This window comes from Streptomyces mesophilus, from assembly GCF_011044995.1.
GTDB classification, from domain to species: domain Bacteria; phylum Actinomycetota; class Actinomycetes; order Streptomycetales; family Streptomycetaceae; genus Streptomyces; species Streptomyces mesophilus.
The window spans coordinates 1-17,471 of the sequence record NZ_JAAKZW010000178.1 but is presented as its reverse complement, the minus strand read 5'-3'; the positions used below and the strand labels follow the sequence as shown (position 1 = coordinate 17,471).

The 17,471-nt window shown below is 70.8% G+C and carries 13 protein-coding genes; 7 read left to right on the top strand and 6 right to left on the bottom strand.

The genetic code is table 11. The features are described from left to right. Nucleotides 1-168: 168 nt before the first annotated feature. The 3 genes from G6045_RS30220 to G6045_RS30210 all read left to right on the top strand — a co-directional run bounded on the left by G6045_RS30220 (nucleotide 169) and on the right by G6045_RS30210 (nucleotide 4,506). Complete coding sequence (locus G6045_RS30220) at nucleotides 169-1,632, top strand: sodium:solute symporter (protein WP_165335333.1); 1,464 nt, start codon at nucleotides 169-171, stop codon at nucleotides 1,630-1,632. 154 nt (nucleotides 1,633-1,786) lie between these two features. Then, the gene (speB, locus tag G6045_RS30215; RefSeq protein WP_165335332.1) at nucleotides 1,787-2,821 is read left to right on the top strand and encodes an agmatinase; all 1,035 of its coding nucleotides are present in this window, start codon (nucleotides 1,787-1,789) and stop codon (nucleotides 2,819-2,821) included. Continuing rightward, nucleotides 2,818-4,506, top strand: a complete 1,689-nt coding sequence (locus G6045_RS30210; RefSeq protein ID WP_165335331.1) for a thiamine pyrophosphate-binding protein — start codon at nucleotides 2,818-2,820, stop codon at nucleotides 4,504-4,506. Before speB ends, G6045_RS30210 begins: the two co-directional genes overlap by 4 nt. A gap of 88 nt (nucleotides 4,507-4,594) precedes the next feature. Here G6045_RS30210 and G6045_RS30205 read toward each other — a convergent pair whose 3' ends face one another. Both G6045_RS30205 and G6045_RS30200 read right to left on the bottom strand, forming a co-directional pair. Further along, nucleotides 4,595-5,011, bottom strand: coding sequence for a GNAT family N-acetyltransferase (locus G6045_RS30205; RefSeq protein WP_165335330.1), 417 nt, complete (start codon nucleotides 5,009-5,011; stop codon nucleotides 4,595-4,597). Then, nucleotides 5,008-5,769 carry a TetR/AcrR family transcriptional regulator gene (locus tag G6045_RS30200; RefSeq protein WP_165335329.1) on the bottom strand — a complete coding sequence of 254 codons (762 nt, stop codon included), beginning with the start codon at nucleotides 5,767-5,769 and terminating at the stop codon, nucleotides 5,008-5,010. Before G6045_RS30200 ends, G6045_RS30205 begins: the two co-directional genes overlap by 4 nt. Before the next feature lie 100 nt (nucleotides 5,770-5,869). Here G6045_RS30200 and G6045_RS30195 point away from each other — a divergent pair, with 100 nt between their 5' ends. Continuing rightward, on the top strand, nucleotides 5,870-7,279 hold the full coding sequence (locus G6045_RS30195) for an MFS transporter (RefSeq protein ID WP_165335328.1): 1,410 nt from the start codon (nucleotides 5,870-5,872) through the stop codon (nucleotides 7,277-7,279). 35 nt (nucleotides 7,280-7,314) lie between these two features. Beyond that, the gene (locus G6045_RS30190; protein ID WP_165335327.1) at nucleotides 7,315-11,043 is read left to right on the top strand and encodes an ABC transporter ATP-binding protein; all 3,729 of its coding nucleotides are present in this window, start codon (nucleotides 7,315-7,317) and stop codon (nucleotides 11,041-11,043) included. On the opposite strand, the gene G6045_RS30185 is transcribed toward G6045_RS30190, so the two are convergent. Then, the gene (locus G6045_RS30185) at nucleotides 11,027-11,584 is read right to left on the bottom strand and encodes a hypothetical protein (protein ID WP_165335326.1); all 558 of its coding nucleotides are present in this window, start codon (nucleotides 11,582-11,584) and stop codon (nucleotides 11,027-11,029) included. The two genes, G6045_RS30190 and G6045_RS30185, sit on opposite strands and share 17 nt — an antisense overlap. Nucleotides 11,585-11,723: 139 nt before the next feature. Here G6045_RS30185 and G6045_RS30180 point away from each other — a divergent pair, with 139 nt between their 5' ends. Then, nucleotides 11,724-12,128 carry a hypothetical protein gene (locus G6045_RS30180; protein WP_165335337.1) on the top strand — a complete coding sequence of 135 codons (405 nt, stop codon included), beginning with the start codon at nucleotides 11,724-11,726 and terminating at the stop codon, nucleotides 12,126-12,128. A gap of 134 nt (nucleotides 12,129-12,262) precedes the next feature. Then, on the top strand, nucleotides 12,263-13,681 hold the full coding sequence (locus G6045_RS30175) for an alpha/beta hydrolase family protein (RefSeq protein ID WP_165335325.1): 1,419 nt from the start codon (nucleotides 12,263-12,265) through the stop codon (nucleotides 13,679-13,681). Nucleotides 13,682-13,741: 60 nt separating this feature from the next. On the opposite strand, the gene G6045_RS30170 is transcribed toward G6045_RS30175, so the two are convergent. The 3 genes from G6045_RS30170 to G6045_RS30160 all read right to left on the bottom strand — a co-directional run bounded on the left by G6045_RS30170 (nucleotide 13,742) and on the right by G6045_RS30160 (nucleotide 17,467). Beyond that, nucleotides 13,742-14,356: a hypothetical protein gene (locus G6045_RS30170; protein WP_235968393.1), complete on the bottom strand. Its 615-nt coding sequence runs from the start codon at nucleotides 14,354-14,356 to the stop codon at nucleotides 13,742-13,744. A gap of 139 nt (nucleotides 14,357-14,495) precedes the next feature. Then, nucleotides 14,496-16,337, bottom strand: coding sequence for a glycoside hydrolase family 3 protein (locus G6045_RS30165; protein WP_328707950.1), 1,842 nt, complete (start codon nucleotides 16,335-16,337; stop codon nucleotides 14,496-14,498). Between the two features lie 329 nt (nucleotides 16,338-16,666). Beyond that, the gene (locus tag G6045_RS30160) at nucleotides 16,667-17,467 is read right to left on the bottom strand and encodes a sugar phosphate isomerase/epimerase family protein (RefSeq protein WP_165335334.1); all 801 of its coding nucleotides are present in this window, start codon (nucleotides 17,465-17,467) and stop codon (nucleotides 16,667-16,669) included. Nucleotides 17,468-17,471: the final 4 nt, after the last annotated feature.

The window sequence follows — 17,471 nt, the reverse complement described above, 5'->3', positions numbered from 1 at the left end:
GTGGGTGGGGCGGCGGGCGGAGCTGTGGGTGCGGCGAGGTCCGGCACTGTGGACGATCCATCCATCAGGTGGCTTGCGGATGGATGAAACGTACACTTCACGGCCCTGTGCGGGCCACCTAGTGTCAACCCACGAACCTGCCCCCCAGGCGCTTGGAGGAGCCCACGCATGGCTGTCGATTACGCGGTGATCGTCGTCTATCTCGCCGGCATGCTCGCCATGGGCTGGTGGGGGATGCGCAGGGCCCGCAACAAGAGCGAGTTCCTGGTCGCGGGACGCAGGCTCGGACCGTGGATGTACTCCGGCACCATGGCCGCGATCGTCCTCGGCGGCGCCTCGACGATCGGCGGTGTCGGGCTCGGCTACCAGTACGGCCTCTCGGGCGCCTGGATGGTGTTCAGCATCGGCCTCGGACTGCTCGCGCTCAGCGTCTTCTTCTCGGCGCGGATCGCGCGCCTGAAGGTCTACACCGTCTCCGAGATGCTCGATCTGCGCTACGGCGGCCGCGCCGGCATCATCTCGGGCCTGGTGATGTGGGCGTACACCCTGATGCTCGCGGTCACTTCGACGATCGCGTACGCCACGATCTTCGACGTCCTCTTCGACCTGAACCGCACGATGTCGATCATCCTCGGCGGCTCGATCGTGGTCGTGTACTCGACGCTCGGCGGCATGTGGTCGATCACGCTCACCGACATGGTGCAGTTCGTGGTCAAGACGATCGGCGTGCTGCTTCTGCTCCTGCCGATCGCCGTCGTGAAGGCGGGCGGCTTCGGCGAGATGAAGGACTCCCTGCCCACCTCGTACTTCGACCCCTTGGGCATCGGCGGCGAGACGATCTTCACGTACGTCCTGATCTATACGTTCGGCATGCTGATCGGGCAGGACATCTGGCAGCGCGTGTTCACCGCCCGCAGTGACACCACGGCCAAGTGGGGCGGGACCGTGGCCGGTACGTACTGCCTGGCGTACGCGGTGGCCGGAGCGTTGATCGGTACGGCGGCCAAGGTGCTCTTCCCGAAGCTGGGCTCGGCCGACGACGCCTTCGCGACGATCGTCAAGGAGGAACTCCCGGTCGGGGTGCGCGGCTTGGTGCTCGCCGCCGCCCTTGCGGCCGTGATGTCCACGTCGTCCGGTGCGCTGATCGCGTCGGCGACCGTGGCGAACAACGACATCTGGTCGCGGATACGCGGGGTCACGGGTGCGGCCGACAGTGAGCGCGACGAGGTGCGGGGCAACCGGGTCTTCATCCTCATCATGGGCGTCGCCGTGATCGTGATCGCGATCCAGCTGGACAGCGTCCTGGAGGGCCTGACCGTCGCGTACGACCTGCTGGTCGGCGGGCTGCTCGTGCCGATCCTCGGCGGACTGCTGTGGAAGCGCGGCACGGTGCACGGGGCGCTGGCCGCGGTCGGTGTCGGCGGATCGACCGTGATCTTCCTGATGTGGAAGTACGGGATCCTCGCCAACGAGCCGGTCTATTACGGGCTCCTCGCCTCCCTCGCCGCGTATGTCGTCGTCTCCCTCGCGACCAAGCCCACGGACGAGGCCGTGCTCGCGAACTGGCGGGAGCGGCTGGCGGGGCGGGGTGGGGACGAGGAGCCTGCCGAGCCCTTGGCGGCCAAGGCCTGACCACCGTCGAGTGATGGAGTTATCCACAGCCCGTCGGTTATCCACAGTCTGAAACCCGCGCGGGCGACCTGAGCGACACTTGATCCGGCGAGAGCCGCATGCCGCGAGACCTGTACGACCCGTACCACCCGCACCACCTTGAAGGAGCTCGACGATGAGCAGCAGCGAGACCCCCGGCAGCCCGTCCGCCACCCCGCGCGGACCCGTGGATTCCTCCCGGATCCCGCGGTACGCGGGCCCGGCCACCTTCGCGCGGCTGCCCCGCCTCGACGAGGTCGGCACGACCGACGTCGCCGTCGTCGGCGTGCCCTTCGACAGCGGGGTCTCCTACCGCCCGGGCGCGCGCTTCGGGGGCAATGCCATCCGTGAGGCCTCGCGGCTGCTCCGCCCCTACAACCCGGCGCAGGACGCATCCCCGTTCGCGCTCGCGCAGGTCGCGGACGCGGGCGACATAGCGGCCAACCCGTTCAACATCAACGAGGCGGTGGAGACCGTCGAGGCCGCCGCCGACGAACTGCTCGGCACGGGCGCCCGGTTGATGACCCTCGGCGGCGACCACACCATCGCCCTGCCGCTCCTTCGCTCCGTCGCGAAGAAGCACGGGCCGGTCGCGCTGCTGCACTTCGACGCGCACCTGGACACGTGGGACACCTACTTCGGCGCGGAGTACACGCACGGCACCCCGTTCCGGCGCGCGGTCGAGGAGGGCATCCTCGACACCTCGGCGCTGTCGCACGTCGGCATCCGCGGGCCGCTGTACGGCAAGCAGGACCTGACCGACGACGAGAAGATGGGCTTCGGCATCGTCACCTCCGCGGACGTCTACCGGCGCGGTGCGGACGAGGTCGCGGACCAGCTGCGCCAGCGCATCGGCGACCGTCCGCTGTACATCTCGATCGACATCGACTGCCTGGACCCGGCGCACGCACCCGGCACGGGCACGCCCGAGGCCGGCGGGATGACCTCGCGCGAGCTCCTGGAGATCCTGCGCGGCCTGGCCTCCTGCAACCTGGTCTCGGCGGACGTGGTCGAGGTGGCGCCCGCGTACGACCACGCGGAGATCACCGCGGTGGCCGCGTCGCACACGGCGTACGAGCTGACGACGATCATGAGCCGGCAAGTCGCTGCCGAAGGCAGCGCCATCAAGCACAGCGCCGAGGCGCGGGGCGCCGCGGAGGGTGCCCGGTGACCCACGACCACGACATCGAGCTGCGGCCCACCCCCGCCCAGACGGAGGCCGCGTTGAACCCGCCGGCCGGGCGCAATGGCGGTGACCTGGTCATCGAGACCCTGCAGGGGCTCGGTGCGACCACGGTCTTCGGCCTGCCCGGCCAGCACGCGCTCGGCATGTTCGACGCGCTGCGCCGCTCCGACCTGCGCTATGTGGGCCTGCGCGTGGAGAACAACGCGGGCTTCGCGGCCGACGCCTACGGCCGGGTCACGGGCGAGGCGGCCCCGCTGCTCCTGTCCACCGGACCGGGCGCCCTGACCTCCCTCGCCGCGCTCCAGGAAGCGGCCGCGGCCTCCGCGCCCGTCCTCGCGATCTCCAGCCAGATCCCGACGGCGGGACTCGGTGGCGGACGCCATGGCTATCTGCACGAACTCCGCGACCAGCAGGCCTCGTTCCGCGACATCGTGAAGTCCGTGCACACGGTCCGTACGCAGTCGCAGATCCCCTCGGCGATCGCCGCGGCCTGGGAGTCGGCGCTCACCGCCCCGCACGGTCCGGTGTGGGTGGAGATCCCGCAGGACGTGCTGCTCGCTCCGACTGAGCTGCCGCAGGTCACGCCGGTCGACGCGTTCCCGCACGATCTCCTGCCCCGCCCCGAACTGACCGCGGTGGCGGCCGACTTGCTGGCGAACGCCTCCCGCCCCGCGATCATCGCGGGCGGCGGAGTGGTCCGCTCGGACGCCTCGGGCAAGCTGCGCGCGCTCGCCGAGCAGCTGAACGCCCCGGTGGTCACCACCTTCGGCGGCAAGGGCGCCTTCCCCTGGGAGCACCCGCTCTCGCTCCAGTCCTGGCTGGAGGACCGGCACACCACCGACTTCCTCGAGGACGCCGACATCCTCCTTGTGGTCGGCTCGGGACTGGGCGAACTCTCCTCGAACTACCACACGTTCAAGCCCCGCGGCCGGGTCATCCAGATCGAGGCGGACGCGGGCAAGCTGGAGTCCAACCTTCCGGCGCTCGGCATCCACGCGGACGCCCGTATCGCCCTGACCGCCCTGCTCGAAACCCTCGACGGCCCGCGCGAGGACCCGACGGCGGCTGTTCGCGTACGTGAGGTTCTCGCCCGCGTGCGGGAGCGGATCGACGCACAGGGCCTCGACGCGGAGCAGCAACTTCTCGCCTCGATCCGTGCGGCGCTCCCCGACGCGTCCCCCAGCTTCTGGGACATGACGATCCTGTCGTACTGGGCCTGGTCGGCCTTCGATGCCCGCCGCCCCAACACGATGCACTCGGCCCAGGGCGCGGGCGGTCTGGGCTATGCCTATCCGGCGGCGCTCGGTGCGGCGGCGGCCGACCCGTCGAAGCCGGTGCTCGCGGTCTCCGGCGACGGCGGCGCGATGTACTCGATCGCCGAGCTCGCGACGGCGAAGCAGTACGGCCTCCCCGTCACGTGGCTGATCGTCGACGACGGCGGCTACGGCATCCTGCGCGAGTACATGACGGACGCGTTCGGCGAGGCCACGGGCACGGAGCTGGCACGGCCGGACTTCGTGGCGCTCGCGGAATCGTTCGGGGTGCCGGCGGTGCGGACCTCGCCGGCTTCGCTGGAGGAGGACCTGGCCAAGTCCCTTGCGGAGCCCGGGCCGTCGGTCGTGGTGCTCCCGACGGTGGTCAGGCTGTTCGCGGCCACGCATCTGGGGTGAGGCGCGGGCCGAAGGCGTGACGGTCCGAGGGACCCCGGCTCGCGCCGGGGCTCTCCGGGCCCGCCCCGTCAGGCGATGGCCCGCCCCGTCAGCCGATGGAGCGGGCCATGCCGATGGAGGCGGGTGCGGTGTCGGCGAAGCCGAACTTCCGGTACAGGTACTGCGCGTCCCCGTCGGCGATGAGGGAGACGTACGCGGTGGCCGGGGCGCGGCGCTCGAGTTCGCCGACCAGAGCCTCCATGATGCGGCGGCCCAGGCCGCGGCCCTGATGCTCGGGCAGGACGCAGATGTCGACGATCTGGAAGTGGCAGCCACCGTCGCCGATGACCCGCCCGGTGCCGATAGCGGCGCCCTCGTACAGCGCCGTCACCCCGTACCAGGTGTGCGCCAGGCCGATGGTCGCGGCCTCGGCCGACTTGGCGCTCAGGCCCGCCCCGGTGCGCAGCCGGCGGTAGTCGTCCACGGACGGGACACCGGGGCGGACCTCGTAGGCGTCGTCGTTCACGTGGTCCTCCCGCTGCGCGTACCGGCGGGGCCGGACTGGGGCGCGGCCGGGGTGGATCCGGGCCGGGGCGCGGCCGGGGTGGATCCGGGCCGGGCTGCTGCCTGAGGTGCGACTGCCGCCCGTGGTGCAACTGCAGCCCGTGGTGCGGCTTCCGCCTGGGGCGCGGCCGCCGCCAGCACGATTCCGGTGATGAACCGCGGGGCTTGTTCCGGGTCGAGGCGGCCGCCGTTCACATCGGCCGCGGCGCCTTTCAGGACGTGATGCAGCGCGTTGGACAGCCAGGCGGCCGGCAGGTCGTCGCGGAAGACGCCCTGCTCCTGCCCGCGCTCGATGAGCGCGAGGACGCGACGCTCCGGCGCGGCGTGCAGATCGTGGATGCGCTGCGGCGAGAGCGTCGCCTGGGCCGCTTCGAGCACCCCGCTCGCCTGCGCGATCAGCATCCAGCTCGACTCGATGAGCCGGCGCAGCACCTCGCGCGGATCGCCCTCGGAGTCCGAGTCCGAATCGCCGAGGGCGTCGAGCGTCCCCTGCCCCCGCTCGATCACCCGGGCCAGCGCGGCTTCGACGACCGCCTCCCGCGAGGAGAAGTGGCCGTAGAGCGTCACCCGGCCCACCCCCGCGGCCTGGGCGATGTCGACCATGCTCGCGGCCGGCTTGCGGCCGAGACAGTCGATGGCGGCGTCGACGATCTTGTCGGCGTTCTGCCGGGCGTCGGCTCTGCGCGTTCCCGCTGCTGCTCCTGCTCCTGGGCGAACCATCCGCACCGCTCCCCTTAACTCAAACAGCCATGTTCGAGTTATAGTACAGTCGATAACTCAAACAGCAGTGTTTGAGTTACCTGAAGGGGGCAGGCACGTCATGAGCGAACCGTTGTCTTCCGCACAACCCGCCCGCACACCCGACCCACGCCGCTGGAAGATCCTCGGCCTGGTCGGCGTCGCGCAACTGATGCTGATCCTCGACGTCACCGTCGTCGCCATCGCCCTGCCCCACATCGGGGCGGACCTCGGCCTGAGCCGTGAAGCGCTGACCTGGGTGGTGAGCGGCTACACCCTGGCGTTCGGCGGTCTGCTGCTGCTCGGCGGCCGGGCGGCTGACCTGTTCGGCGCCCGCCGGATGGTTCTCGCCGGACTGCTCCTGTTCGCCGGCGCGTCCCTCCTGGCGGGCCTCGCCGCCAACGGGCCGATGCTGCTCGGCGGTCGCGTGGTGCAGGGCCTGGCCGCCGCGATCCTCTCGCCCGCGGCCCTGTCGCTCGTCGTCACGCTCTTCGACGGCGAGGAGCGCAACAAGGCCCTGGGCATCTGGTCCTCCCTCGGCGGCAGCGGCGCCGCACTCGGCGTGCTGCTCGGCGGTCTCCTGACCGCCGGGCCCGGCTGGCCGTGGGTGTTCTTCGTCAACGTCCCCGTGGGCGTGCTGCTGTTCTTCGCCCTGCGTGTCCACCTGCCGCCCGCACAGCCCGCATCGGAGCGCGGCCGCCTCGACGTCCTGGGCGCGGCACTGGTCACCGCCGCCACCGGCACCCTGACCTACGCCCTGGTCCGCGCCGGCGACAAGGGCTGGGCCACCGCGGCGACGGCGCTCCTCGTGCTCGCGGCCGCGGCCCTGTACGCGCTCTTCGTCGTACGCCAGCGCCGGGCACGTACACCGCTGATGGACGTCACTCTGCTGATACGCCGCCCGGTGGCGGCCGGCACCGTCCTCATCCTGGTGGCCACCGCCTTGATGATCATGGTGTTCTTCCTCGGCACGTTCTCCCTCCAGGACCACCGCGGCCACGGAGCTCTGGCCACGGGACTGCTCTTCCTGCCGGTGGCGGCGGCCACGATGGTGGGCGCCACCCTCGCGGGCCGGGTGATCGGCCGGACCGGTCCGAAGGCGCTCGGCACGGGAGGCCTGCTGCTCGCGGCAGCGGGCATGACCGTCCCGGTCCTGTGGGAGCCGACCGCCGCCCTGGTCATCGGCATCTCCGTGGCCGCCGCGGGCACGGGAGTGGTCTTCGTCGTCGCCTCGGCCACGGCCCTGGGGCAGATCGCACCGCACGAGGCCGGTCTCGCCTCGGGGATCCTGAGCACCTTCCACGAGTTCGGTGCCTCGCTCGGCGCCGCGGTGGTCTCCAGCATGGCCGCGGTGAGCATCACCGGAACGGACAGCGAGGGCTTCGACCGCGGCTTCGTCGCGGGCGCCGTCGCCGCGGCCGCGGCGGCCTTGCTGACCCTGGTCCTGACGCCACGTACACCCAGGGATGAAATCCGCCCCGACCCGCGTTGATCCCTCCGGCAGCGGACGACAGCAGGAGGCTTTCAGTGGCGGCGGCACAGCAGGGGTGGGCCAGGAGGCTGACCGGGTACGCATGGCGCTACCCGAAGGACGTCATCCTGGCGCTGGGCTCCAGCCTCGGCGGCATGGCCGTCATGGCGGTCGTGCCGCTGATCACCAAGGTCGTCATCGACGACGTGATCGACACCCATGAGCGGTCGCTCGGGACCTGGACCGGTCTCCTGATAGCGGCCGCTCTGGTCGTCTACGTCATGACGTACATCCGCCGCTACTACGGCGGCCGCCTCGCCCTCGACGTCCAGCACGATCTGCGCACCGACATGTTCGGGGCGATCACCCGGCTCGACGGCCGCCGCCAGGACGAGCTGTCCACCGGCCAGGTCGTCGGCCGCGCCACCAGCGACCTTCAGCTGATCCAGGGCCTGCTCTTCATGCTGCCGATGACCATCGGCAACATCCTGCTGTTCCTGATGTCCCTGGCCATCATGGCCTGGCTGTCGCTGCCCCTGACCCTCGTCGCGCTCGCCGTCGCCCCCGCCCTCTGGTTCATCGCCAAGCGCAGCAAGACCCGTCTGCACCCGGCCACCTGGTACGCCCAGGCCCAGGCCGCCGCCGTCGCGGGCGTCGTCGACGGCGCCGTCTCCGGCGTACGCGTGGTCAAGGGCTTCGGCCAGGAGGACCAGGAGACCGGCAAGCTCAGGGAGGTCGGCCGCCGGCTGTTCGCCGGCCGCCTGCGCACCATCAAGCTGAACGCCCGCTACACCCCGGCCCTCCAGTCCGTCCCCGCCCTCGGCCAGGTCGCCATGCTGGCGCTCGGCGGCTGGCTCGCGGTCCGCGGCGAGATCACGCTCGGCACCTTCGTCGCGTTCTCGACCTACCTCGCCCAGCTCGTCGGCCCCGTCCGCATGCTCGCCATGGTCCTCACCGTCGGCCAGCAGGCCCGCGCCGGCGTCGAGCGCGTTCTCGAACTGATCGACACCGAGCCCGTCATCGAGGACGGCACCAAGCAGTTGCCCGCCGACGCCCCGGCGACCGTCGAGTTCGACGACGTCTCCTTCGCGTACGACGACGGCCGCCCGGTCCTCAAGAACTTCTCGCTCACCATCGCGCCCGGCGAGACCGTCGCCGTCGTCGGCTCGTCCGGCAGCGGCAAGTCCACCGTCTCGCTCCTGCTGCCCCGCTACTACGACGTCTCCCACGGCGCCGTACTCGTCGGCGGCCACGACGTACGCGAGCTGACGCTGGAATCGCTGCGGGCCGCGATCGGCCTGGTCCCCGAGGACTCCTTCCTCTTCTCCGACACGGTCCGCGCCAACATCGCGTACGGATTCCCGGACGCCACCCAGGAGCAGATCGAGGCGGCCGCGCGCGCAGCGCAGGCCGAGCGCTTCATCGACGAACTGCCCGAGGGGTACGACACCGCGGTCGGCGAGCACGGCCTCACCCTCTCCGGCGGCCAGCGCCAGCGCCTCGCCCTGGCCCGCGCGATCCTCACCGACCCGCGCCTGCTCGTCCTGGACGACGCCACCTCCGCCGTGGACGCCCGGGTCGAGCACGAGATCCACGAAGCCCTCAAGCAGGTCATGGCCGGACGCACCACCCTGCTCATCGCCCACCGCCGCTCCACGCTCGGTCTCGCCGACCGCATCGCCGTACTCGACGAGGGCAAGCTCGCCGACATCGGCACCCACGAGGAGCTGGAAGAGCGCTCGGCCCTCTACCGCCGCCTGCTCACCGACCCGGACGAGCTGGGTGCCGTATCGCCCGGGCACCTGCTCCAGAAGACGCAGCAGGCCGTCGAGCAGGACGACTGTTCCGTACGGGCAGAGCTGGACGCCGAGTTCGACGCCGAGCGCGGGATCACCCCGCAGCTGTGGGCCGGCGACCGCACCCCCAAGGACACCGCCCTCAGCGACACTCCCGCGACCCCCGAACTCCTCGCCCAGGTCGACGCCCTGCCCCCGGCCACGGACACCCCCGGCATCGACGAGGCCAACGCGGTCGCCCCCGAGAAGTCGTACGGTCTGCGCCCCCTCCTGCGGGGCTTCGGCAAACCGCTGCTCGTCGCCCTCTCCCTCGTCGCCGTCGACGCCGGCATGGGCCTGCTCCTTCCCGTCCTCATCCGGCACGGCATCGACGAGGGCGTCACCCAGGCCGCGCTCGGCGCCGTCTGGGCCGCCGCCGGACTCGCGCTGCTCGCCGTCATCGTGCAGTGGGCCGCGCAGACCGGGGAGATCCGCAAGACGGGCCGTACCGGTGAACGGGTCCTGTACTCACTGCGGTTGAAGATCTTCGCCCAGCTCCAGCGCCTCGGCCTCGACTACTACGAGCGCGAGCTGACCGGCCGGATCATGACCCGGATGACCACGGACGTGGACGCCCTGTCCACGTTCCTGCAGACCGGTCTCGTCACGGCCTTCGTCTCCGTCGTCACCTTCTTCGGCATCATGGTCGCGCTGCTCGTGATCGACCTCCAGCTCGCCCTGGTCGTCTTCGCGACCCTGCCGGTCCTGGTCGTCGGCACGTACTTCTTCCGCAAGTCCAGCGTGAAGGCGTACGAACTCGCCCGCGAACGCGTCTCCGTGGTCAACGCCGACCTCCAGGAGTCCGTCTCCGGTCTGCGGATCGTCCAGGCCTTCCGCCGCGAGCGCTCCGGCTCCGCGCGGTTCGCCGAGCGCAGCGACAGTTACCGCCAGGCCCGTATCAAGGGTCAGTGGCTGATCTCGGTCTACTTCCCGTTCGTGCAGTTCCTGTCCTCCGTCGCCGCCGCGGCCGTCCTGATCGTCGGCGCCCAGCGGGTCGACGCCGGCACGCTCACCACCGGCGCCCTGGTCGCGTATCTGCTCTACATCGACCTGTTCTTCGCCCCCGTCCAGCAGCTCTCCCAGGTCTTCGACGGTTACCAGCAGGCGACCGTCTCGCTCGGCCGGATCCAGGAGCTCCTCCAGGAGCCGACCTCCACCAAGGCCGCCGACGAACCGCGCGAGGTCCTCTCGCTGCGCGGCGAGATCGCCTTCGAGCAGGTCCAATTCGCTTACGGGGAAGGCGAGGACGCCCTCCACCAGGTCGACCTGACGATCCCCGCCGGACAGACTGTGGCGTTCGTCGGCGAGACCGGTGCCGGAAAGTCCACGCTGGTCAAGCTGGTCGCCCGGTTCTACGACCCGACCGGCGGCCGGGTCACCGTCGACGGCAGCGATCTGCGCGACCTCGACCTCACCTCGTACCGCCACCGCCTCGGCGTCGTACCGCAGGAGGCCTATCTGTTCGCCGGGACCGTGCGCGACGCCATCGCCTACGGACGGCCCGACGCCACCGACGCCCAGGTCGAGGCGGCCGCCCGCGCGGTCGGCGCGCACGAGATGATCGCGACGCTCGACCGCGGCTATCTGCACGAGGTCAGCGAACGCGGCCGCAACCTCTCCGCGGGCCAGCGCCAGCTGATCGCGCTCGCCCGGGCCGAACTGGTCGACCCGGACGTGCTGTTGCTCGACGAGGCCACCGCGGCCCTCGACCTCGCCACCGAGGCACAGGTGAACCAGGCCGCGGACCGTCTCGGCGCCAGCCGCACGACGCTCGTGGTCGCGCACCGTCTGACCACCGCGGCCCGCGCGGACCGCGTGATCGTGATGGACCACGGCCGGGTCGCCGAGGACGGCACGCACGACGAACTGCTCGCGCGGGACGGCCTGTACGCGCGCCTGTGGCGCACCTTCATCGGCGAGCACGAAGAGGCGGTCAGTACTTCTCGCTGATGTCGGAGATCTTTCCGCTCTCCAGCTCGGTGGTCACCTTCAGATAGGTGTACGTGCGGTCCTTGCCCTCACCCCAGGTCAGCCGGACCGTCGACCAGGTGGTGCCCATCCCGCTGCCCTCGGGGGTCACCCGCCAGGCGGTGGGGGAGTTCTGGGCGCGCAGCACCCCGTCCGCCTCATTGCGCCGCTCCCAGTCGGCGAGGCGCTTCTGGGCGGCGGGGGTGAGATAGAAGGCGCGCAGAGCGGTGGCGGCCGCGTCGGAGCCCGGGTCGCTGGACACGTCGACATACGCGGCGTAGAAGTGCGCGACGCGCGTGTACGGGGTCTGTGGATCGCCGCTCGACACCGGGGCGGGCGGCGGCTCCTGGGCCTTGGGGGCGTCGGCCGCCTTCGGCGCTTCGGCGGCCGCCTTGGGCGCGGCCCCCGCCGGCGCGTAGTCCATCGCGGAGACCGACGCCGGCACCGCGACGACCCCGGCGAGCGTGAGGGCCACGATCAGGGCGCGGCCTGGCTGACGTGCGGAAGTACGCGTGTGGGTCATGGCTCTGCCTTTCGCGTCAGTCACAAGAGTGCCCCGAACACGTCAAAGTCCTCATGGAAGGAGACGGTTTCGGCCAGCCCCGGAACCACCCGGTGCCCCGCCCGCGTCCGTACCTGCGTACGGTGCAGGGGTGGGAGGGATGCACGTGGCGGACGGGGCGATACGCAAGGCGCGCGCCGGACTCGTGCTGCTCGCCGTCGCCGTGCTGCTCACACTGGTCGGGCCGTTCTCCGGCGACGCCCACGCCGCGTCCCGCTGCACGGGGCACAAGGTCGACACCCTGAGGTTCTCGACCGGATCCGTCCACGTCTTCCGCGACGGCAACTTCCTGTGCGCCATGACGTACGCCAAGAACCCCGGCACCACCCGCACCATGAGCGTCAGCATCCAGGCGCGCGGCAGCCGGCCCGTGGCGAAGTCCGGCCGGTACAAGAAGTACGCCGGACCCGTACGCACCCACATCGGCACCCGCAAGGTCTGGATCAGGGGCTCGGTGGGCGGCGGCAAGTTCAGCGACGGCTGGTTCAAGTACCCCCGCCGGTGAGCCCGGGTGATCGCCCGGTGTTTCCGCCGCGATCTCCGTAAACCACCACGATGAGCGGTGAACTCCCCCTGGTGCCCGGAAAGTTGCTGCACTAGGTTCCGGTGCTATCTGTGACCACAGGGGAGGGTACCTGCATGCGTAAGGCGCTCAGATGGCTGCTCACGCTCGTGGTGCTGATAGGCACCATGGCGGCGGGCACGGCCACGGCGACCGCTGCCGGCAAGCCGCAGACGACCGACATCCTGGAACGTCTGCTCGCGATCAAGGGCATGAGCCTGATCGAGGAGAAGCCCTACGCGGGCTACCGCTACTTCGTTCTCAACTACACCCAGCCCGTGGACCACCGCGACCCGTCCAAGGGCACCTTCAAGCAGCGGCTGACCCTGCTGCACAAGGACACCGCGCGTCCGACCGTCTTCCACACCTCGGGCTACGGGGTCTCCACCAACCCCGGCCGCAGCGAGCCCACGCGGATCATCGACGGCAACCAGGTCTCCATGGAGTACCGCTTCTTCACGCCGTCCCGTCCGCAGCCCGCCGACTGGACCAAGCTGGACATCTGGCAGGCCGCGAGCGACCAGCACCGCATCTTCCAGGCGCTCGACGGTCTCTACCCGGGGCGCTGGCTGTCGACCGGCGGCTCCAAGGGCGGCATGACCGCCACGTACTACGAACGCTTCTACCCCAAGGACATGGACGGTGTCGTCGCCTATGTGGCGCCGAACGACGTCGTCAACCACGAGGACTCCGCGTACGACCGCTTCCTGTCGAAGGTCGGCACCCAGGAGTGCCGCGACAAGCTGAACAACATCCAGCGCGAGGCCCTGATCCGGCGCGCGCCGCTGGAGGAGAAGTACGCCGACTACGCCAAGGAGAACAGCTACACCTTCTCCACCGTGGGCTCCCTCGACAAGGCGTACGAGGCCGTCGTCCTCGACTTCACCTGGGCGTTCTGGCAGTACAGCCTGCTGTCCGACTGCGCCTCGATCCCGGTTGCCAAGTCCGCGACCGACGAGGAGATCTGGAACACGGTCGACGCGATCTCCGGCTTCTCCTTCTACACCGACCAGGGGCTCGCGCCGTACACGCCGTACTACTACCAGGCGGGCACCGAGCTGGGCTCCCCGGACATCGAGCAGCCGCATCTCAACGGCCTGTCGCGCTACGGCTACCAGCCGCCGCGGAACTTCGTGCCGCGGGACATCGAGATGAAGTTCAAGCCGTGGGTCATGCGGGACGTGGACAGCTGGGTGCGCAAGAACGCCACGCGCATGATGTACGTCTACGGCGAGAACGACCCGTGGGGAGCCGAGCGCTTCCGCCCGGGCAAGGGCACGCACGACAGCCATGTGTTCACCGCTCCGGGGGCCAACCACGGGGCGAACGTCGCGGGTCTGGACGCCGAGGACGAGGCGCTGGCCATCGCGCGCATCCTGGAGTGGGCCAATGTCGCGCCGGCTTCGGTGAAGGCCGATCCGGGCACGGCGAAGGCGCTCACCGCGTACGACGCCCGCCTCGACGGGCAGGACGGGCCGCGGACGCTGCGGCCGTAACACCAGGTGCCGGGCCGGTGGGGCGCTTTGTTCGCCGCACCGGCCCGGCTGCTTTCCCGCTCAGGCCGGCACCGCGCAGCCGACCGGCTTGCTGCCGCCCAGCTGGACGTACAGCTCGGTGCTGTCCGGGCACGTGTCGCGGCCGCGGACCGCCGAACGCACCTTGAACTCCGGCTCGTTCTCGCCCGACCCGTCGCAGGCCGTCTCGCGGACCTCGCCCTTGCCGGCCGTGTAGACGCAGTCGCCGACGATGGTGCGCGGGCCGCCGCCCCCGCCCGGGTCGCCCGGATGCGGTGACTCCAGATTGCGCATGCACGCATAGCCCTTGGGCACGGATCCGTCGCCGTCCTCGTCGTAGGTGGACGACTCGCTGATGTGCAGCACGAAGTCCGTGGGCCCCGGGCAGGCCGGGCCCTGCGACTGCTTGCCGTCATGGCGCGCGATCACTCTCGCCTGGGCCTTCTCGCTGGTGCACGGCACCTCGGCGGAGCCCTTGCCGCGCGAGGCGCACTCGTCGACACCGAGGAAGACCAGGCCGTAGCCGGACGGAGACTTGGTTGCGGATGTGTCGTTCAGACTGCCGCTCGCGCCGGGCGACTTCTGGCACCCCACCAGAGCCAGAACCCCCACCAGTAACGGCGCACACATCATCCGCGCGAATCGTGCTCTGCGCATGCTGAACCCCCCGAGACGTCCTCCCAGCGTGCGGCCTCGGACGGGGCGCACGCCAGGTGTGCAGGGTGCTTTGCGTCAGTTGGGGGTGGCGCGCCGGGTGTGCGGCGTACGCCGGGTACGCCGCACACCCGGTCTCCGGCTAGTACGACAGTCCGTAACCGATCGGATACAGCGTGGTGGCCGGATCGTCGGCGCGCTGGACCGGTACGGGCAGCCGGCCCACCGGATCCGCCTTCCCCGCGATCACCCGGGCCGCGGCCCGCAGTTCGGTGTCGGTCCAGGAGTACGTGGCCAGTACGGCCTTCGGCCCGGGCAGCCGCGCGACGTCGTACGGACGGTTCACGGAGACCGTCACCACCGGGACGCCGGTCGCGGCGAGCCGGCCGACCAGCGTGCGCTGGGCGCTGGTCGCCGAGACGTTCGAGGTGAGGACGACGGCCACGTCCTTGCCCGCGACGGCCGCCACCGCCTCGTCGATCTTCGCGGCGGTGGGCGCGGTCCCGGTCGGCAGGGTGCTCGCCGTGAAGCCGAGCTCGGTGAGGGCCTTGGTGAACACGGTGGTCGGCGGCCCCGTCGTACCGGACGGTGAGGCCGGATCGACGCCCAGGACAAGGACGTCGGGCGTGCTGCTCTTGGACAGCGGCAGCAGCTTGCCGGTGTTGACGAGCAGTGTGGTGGTCTCGTCGGCGATCTGCTCGGCCGCGCGCAGATGCTCGGGGATGCCGACGGTCCGGTCCACGTCGCGATCCGTGGTGTACGGGTCGCGGAACAGGCCGAGCTTCGACTTGAGGCGCAGGACCCGCAGGATCGACTCGTCGAGCCGTTCCTCGGTCAGCTCTCCGCTGCGTACGGCATTGAGCACCGCGTTCCACGCGACGTCCAGGGACGGTGGGTTGAGCAGCTGGTCGACGCCGGCCTTGAGGGCGAGCACGGGGACGCGGTCGTCGCCGTACTTGGTGCGCACGCCCTCCATGCCGAGGGAGTCGGTGACCACCACGCCGTCGTAGCCGAGCTGTTCGCGCAGGACGCCGGTCATGATCGGGCGGGAGAGGGTGGCGGGGTCCTCGGCGGGGTCGAGGGCGGGGACCACGATATGGGCGGTCATGATCGAGTCGATGCCGGCCCGTATCGCCGCCTTGAACGGGGGCAGGTCGAGCCGCTCGAACTCCTCGCGGGTGTGGTGGATGTACGGCAGCGAGTAGTGGCTGTCGTCCTCGGTGTCGCCGTGTCCGGGGAAGTGCTTCGACGTGGCCGCGATATCGGCGCTCTGATACCCGACGACCTGCGCGGCCACCATGCCGGCGACCGCCTCGGGGTCGGCGCCGAAGGACCGTACGCCTATGACGATGTTGCCGGGGTTGACGTTGACGTCGGCGACCGGGGCGTAGTTCTGGCGGATGCCGAGCGCGGCGAGCTCACGTCCTGCGATCCGGGCGGCGCGGCGGGCGTCGGAGCGCGAACCGTTCGCACCGAGCGCCATCGCGCCGGGCATCAGGGTGGCGGGCTTGCCCACGCGGCAGACGATGCCGTGCTCCTGGTCGGTGGAGATCAACAGGGGGATGCGGGAGTCCTGTTGGAGGGCCGCCTTCTGGATCCCGTTGGACAGGCCGGCTATCTGGTGCGGCTCGCGCACGTTGTGCGCCCAGCCGAAGTAGATGATCCCGCCGACGTGGTACTTCGCTATCAGCTCGGCGGCGTCGCGGACGCCGAGCTGCGCGAGGTTGAGGTCGATATCGGCCTGGGCGGGGTCGGTGGCGGTCTCTCCGTAGACCCGGGAGACGAAGACCTGGCCGACCTTCTCCTCCAGGGACATCCGGCCGATGATCCGGCGCAGTTCACGGTCCTTGCTGTGAGCGGGCTGAGCGTGTGCGGGGATGGCGCCGAGTGCGGCTGCCGCGGCGGCGGTGGCCGTGGCGGTCAGCAGCGTGCGTCTGGAGGTGCGGAGCGGGCGTTGCTGCACGAGGCGCGGGCGTTGCTGCACGAGCACTCCCAACTGTCCGTGGATCTCCGGGAGTCGGGTCCCGGATCCCCTGGCATGCCGGGTGGCATGTCCTGGCTGAAGGAAACTTCCAGGGATCACGGATAGTCGGAAAATTTCTGCCGGTCAAGATGGTGGACCTCTCGGACGGAACCCGTTGGGGCGTGGGTCCGTCCCATCCTCAGCTGCCGGAGAGTCACCGCGGTGCGCTGTCGGCCTCGCTGCTGGCTGCGAACGCTGACCACCCTCTCCAACGCACGCGGCCGGCAGCATGCCGTCACCGGCGCGCCCCCCTCCGTATGCGCCGGTGACGGCCCCTCTTCCTGGGGGCGTCAGGCCGCCTCGTTGAGGAGCCGGCACAGGTGCTCGCGGCCCGCGGTGAGCAGGGTCGGCAGCTCCGCCGCGTGCGGATACCACCGCTTCTCGTACTCCCAGCACAGCCAGCCGTCCCACCCTCCTCGGCTGAGGACCTCCACGCACTCGGCGAGAGGCAGCACTCCCGCGCCGAGAGCGAGTGGAGTGGTGTCTTCGGCGGAGGCGATGTCCTTCACCTGGACGTAGCCGAGATACGGGGAGAGCGCGCCGAACGACGTACTGGGCTGCTCCCCGCCGAGCCAGGTGTGCATCACATCCCAGAGCGCACCGGCGTTGCGGTGCCCGACGGCGCCGAGCACCCGGCTCACCGCCGTGGCCTCGCGGTGCGAGTCATGGGTCTCCAGAAGGATGCGTACACCGAGATCGGCGGCCGTCTCCGCGGCGGCGGCGAGCCGTCGTGCGGCGGTCGCGTCCGCCTCGTCGGCGCTCTGCTCCGTACCGCCGCCGGGGAAGACCCGGATGAACGGGGCGCCGAGGTCGCGGGCGAGTTCGAGCAGGGCGCGGATCTCGGCGAGTACGGGGGTGTCGTCACCGGGCTCGGCCACGCGGGCGTAACCGGCGAGCCCGAGGATCTCGATCCCGGCGTCCTTGAACTCGGCCACGACATCGGCCCGTTCAGTGATCCCGAGCCCGGTGTGCACGGGCTCCTCGGGGTGCACACGGAGCTCGATGCCCTGGTAGCCGTGGGTGGCGGCCAGCCAGAGGGTGTCGTGGAGGGGGAGGGCGGGGATGCCGAGGGTGGAGAAGGCGAATTTCATGGGG